Annotated in this window: 3 protein-coding genes; 1 reads left to right on the top strand and 2 read right to left on the bottom strand. The window is 57.3% G+C overall.

All coding sequences use genetic code 11. From position 1 onward, the window contains the following. On the top strand, nucleotides 1-908 hold a 908-nt coding region (locus C437_RS10535), incomplete at its 5' end, for a glycosyltransferase family 2 protein (protein WP_004516936.1). A 31-nt stretch (nucleotides 909-939) separates the two neighbouring features. Here C437_RS10535 and C437_RS20820 read toward each other — a convergent pair. Both C437_RS20820 and C437_RS10525 read right to left on the bottom strand, forming a co-directional pair. Continuing rightward, a complete protein-coding gene (locus C437_RS20820) occupies nucleotides 940-1,164 on the bottom strand; it encodes a restriction endonuclease (RefSeq protein WP_193790400.1) in 225 nt (74 codons plus the stop codon). A gap of 105 nt (nucleotides 1,165-1,269) precedes the next feature. After that, on the bottom strand, nucleotides 1,270-3,765 hold the full coding sequence (locus C437_RS10525) for an efflux RND transporter permease subunit (protein ID WP_004516934.1): 2,496 nt from the start codon (nucleotides 3,763-3,765) through the stop codon (nucleotides 1,270-1,272). Nucleotides 3,766-4,006 lie beyond the last annotated feature (241 nt).

Below are 4,006 nucleotides of genomic sequence, written 5' to 3'. Positions count from 1 at the left end.
TGGGTCGTGCTGTTGAGTGGGCACGGCGACATGTCCCCTGTAACTCAGAGTATGTACTGTACCTCGACGAAGACACACTCGTTGCTGGGCTGACCGGCCTTCCGGACGCCGATTTCATTCAATTTACTGAGAAGCCGATTTTCACGGGCTCACGGTTAGCCTACCTGTGTGAAGTGTTCCGGATTGGATATCAGTTCGAACAGCGGGCCTTCCGTCGGTTATCATACCCACTGTACGCATGGGGCGGCGGGTTCGCAATTCGACACGAGTTGGAGAATGAACTCACGTGGGATGTAGCGACGATCACTGAGGATACAAACCTTATTTGGCGGGCTGCGGATCGGTTCGACTTAGAATATCGCCTCGTCGACACCCGGTTTCGAAACCAAGCGCCACCGTCGCTGAAAGCGATGATCAAGCAACGTCGTCGGTGGATGTCCGGAACACTGAAAGATAACCACATCCTCCCGCTACTGTACCAACCACTTACACTAACTCGCGTCGTGTCTTGGGGATTTTCGCCAGCCATTCCACTGTTAATTATTGGGGCCTCAGTTGTACCCGGTGCAACAATCAGCATCCAATTTTTTGAACTGGTTTCGACTGCGCTGCTGGTTGTTCTTTTCATTTACATGCTATTTGGGCTGTGGGCGTACAGGAAACACCCGCTGGTATGGCCGGTGTTTTTGATATTGACTCCGCTGGCCGTAGTACTTCATGCAATTGGGGCAGCATGGGGCGTTCTCAGTCCAATCGAGGAATTCGAAGTGACAGAGAAGGTTGCACCCGAGACAATCGAAGAAGTGAACCCGGAATTAAGTGAGGGTGCGATCGAAGCTCATGACGGACAGGACCGTCTCGTTCGCGAATCGGCTGACGAATTCGATACAGAACTGTTCAAAGATTGACTAAGATGACGAAATACCCTCTGCAGAGATGCTAGTGGGACTTTTCATGATGACACGACCCTTCGTCATCGGTCCACCCATACGGCTTGGAGACGAAATCGTTGAGCAGGTCGTCTGTCCGCTCAATCTTCGCCGCCAGTTCCCCGGCCTGGGCTGTGGTCCCGATATAGCCCGCTAACCCCGCACGAACGTCGTCGATGGGCGGTACCGTGAGCGTCCGCAATCGGTCAACCAGCGAGTTCGTCTTCGTGGCCATTTCACGGAACCCAGCGAATCTACCAGTCTCGTCGATGGCGACCGGGACGACCACCCCAATCAGATTTGGCTTAGTCTCGGTAAGGGCTGTGACCAGCGAGCAATGTCAGTCGCCAGCGGACGGGGACTGCTGGTTTGTCGCTGCGTCACTCACCGCATCAAAGAGTGGCATTGGCGTCTCGCTCTCGGTCGCGAGGCGTTCCCAGACAACAATAATCGACGGGAGTAGAAGCACCGACGAGAGGTACGCGTAGAGCACGCTCAGCGATATGAGTATACCGAACACCCCGAGAGCGGGGTTGAGTGCGAGAACCAGCACACCGATGCCAAACACAGTGGTCAGCATACTCCCGGTTAGCGCGCCACCGGTACCGATGACAGTCCGCTGCAGTGCGGGATACAGCGGGCGCTCGTGGTACTCGTCGGCAAACCGGTGGACGACGTGAACCGCGTAATCGATGCCGATACCGACGGCGATGGCGAGAATCGTCCCGTTGATCGCGTTGAATGCGATGCCGAGCGCTCGCATCGACGCGACTACGGCGACGACTGTGACGAGAATCGGAATGACATTGACGACGCCGAGGGATGGTCGGCCCTCGATGATCCAGTACGACATGATGAGGAACCCGGCAGCACCGACGAGTGTCAGGATGAGGGTCTCAATGACCGATTCCAGCACGAGTGATATCGCTTCGTCGAAGATGATGACACTCCCAGTCGGCTGGGCTGCCATCCGGTATGAGTTTGCGACGGTGTAGGCGTCATTGGTGACTGCCTTGTCGTCTGCGTCACCGTCGACAGTGTAAATCACCTGCGCGCTCCGACGGTCGTCAGCAAGGAAGCTATCGAGGTCGCTGTCAGCAGGGGCAGCAAGCGCCGCGTAGATCTGTGGCAGGTTGTCGTCGGGAATGCCGTTGTCGTTGCGGTCGTTGCGCTTGACGAGCGCACGGAACTCCGGGTCACGCTCGGCGCGGGACTGAATCAGGGTGATAATGCTTTGCGTTTCGGCCTGTCGCCTGTCGCGCTCGAACGTCGGGGGTGGAGACTGACTGGCGCGGTGGATCTCCTCAAGTGCACTGTCTTCGGTCATCGGCCCTTCGACGTACATCAACACCTGGCTGTTCTCTTCGAAATGGCGGTCGAGGTAGTTGTTGATGCGGACGTATTCGAACTGCTCGGGGGGTCGGATCGATTCCGGGAGCGACTGCATATACTCCGGCGTTTCCTCGGCAGGCTGGAAGTCATCCGGACTGAAGCCTGTATCGACGCCTGTCGCGTACACCGCACCACCGGCAGTCGCCATGGCAGTGAGGAGGAGGAAGACCAGAGGCCCGCGTTTTGCAACGGTGACACCGACTGAGAGAAGTCGTCCAAGCGGCGACGATTCCGACCCCAGTGGTGTCGTCGCCATCGTCGGAATCGGGTAGCGCTGGCGTGCGCGGTCGACAGCGACCTTCGCCGCCGGCACGAAGACACCGAATATGAAGAACGTGAAGATGATACCGGCAGCGGCAACGAGTCCGAAGTCCTGTGTTGGCGGGAACGCACTGATCATGTTCGAGAGGAAGCCAACTGCAGAGGTGCCGGTGACGATGGCGAAGGCGACCGTCATCTGGTCGGTCGTCCGTGTCATCGCTTCGGTAATCTCCGCCCCCCGCACTCGCTCTTCGCGGTAGCGATTGATGGAGTGGATACCGAAGTCGATACCAATCGCGATGAGTATCGGAGGGATGGCTATCAACAGGACAGCGAATGGAATGCCGGCGATACCGATGAACCCGAACGTCCAAATAAGCGTCATTATGATAGCCAGCAGCCCGATGCCGATGTCAACCGGGTCCCGGTACGCGACTGTGAGAAAGACGAGAATGAGCACGAGCGCGGCCGGCAGCACGAGACCAGTCGTAGTCGCGGTCGTGTCCGGCGCGGTACCCTGCACCCAGATATTGGACGCGTCATCGTGAGTGATGTACTGTATCCGGTCGACGCGGTTTGATGGGAACTCCGACCCGCCGCCCGGCCCGCCAGAGGCTCCTGCGCCCGGGCCCGCCTCGTGAGTCACGGTGGCACGGCTCGCCGACGCTGACGCGGATTCACGGTTGAAATCGTCACTCAACTGGTTCTCGAAGCCTGGTTCATCCGCGGCTTCGCGAACGGCTGCGTCGATTTCCGCCTGCGTTGCACTTTCGACAGCCCAGAGCTGTTCCTCCGGCGTCGTTGCGGATGGGTCGAGCGTGGTGGCGACCGTTTCTGCGGGGGTCGATACTGATTGTGCTCGAAGGGGATCAGAATCGAGTATACGCTGTCGCGTCTCCAGCATATCGATAAGTGACGCCCGCGACAGGACGTTGTTCGAGTCCTGAACGATTGTCGTGCTTGTCGTTTCCTCGGTAAACGTCGGGCTGAACTCGTCGTTGATATCTTCAACCGCCTGATAAGAGGGAAGATCCTCTATAAACTGCTCTTGACCGCTCTCAGTCGTTATCGAGCCCAGGCCGCTCGCAAAAAGAACTGTGAGGAGGAGAAACGCGACGATGACTGTCTTCGGTCGGGCGACAATGACCGTGTCAATCCGGTCGATAATCCACTGATAATTCAAATTGTATCGATGTACTGTATGGGCAGTACTCCTCGCAAAAAAGCGTGTCCACTTTGCTCATACCCGTTTGGTCGTAGATGCTTTTCCTTGTGATTCTGGTCGCTCTCTACCCAGTATTGATATCAGTGGCTCCGGCGGATCGAGTCCCTGACGATCCTTTGAGACGGCAAAAGAAGCGTTCAGCGCCGAAACGTCATTCCACTATGGTCTCGACCAAGCCCTCCTGCTGGAAGCACTGCGT

Source organism: Haloarcula vallismortis ATCC 29715 (genome assembly GCF_000337775.1).
GTDB lineage: Archaea > Halobacteriota > Halobacteria > Halobacteriales > Haloarculaceae > Haloarcula > Haloarcula vallismortis.
This window is presented reverse-complemented; position numbering and strand designations above follow the sequence as displayed.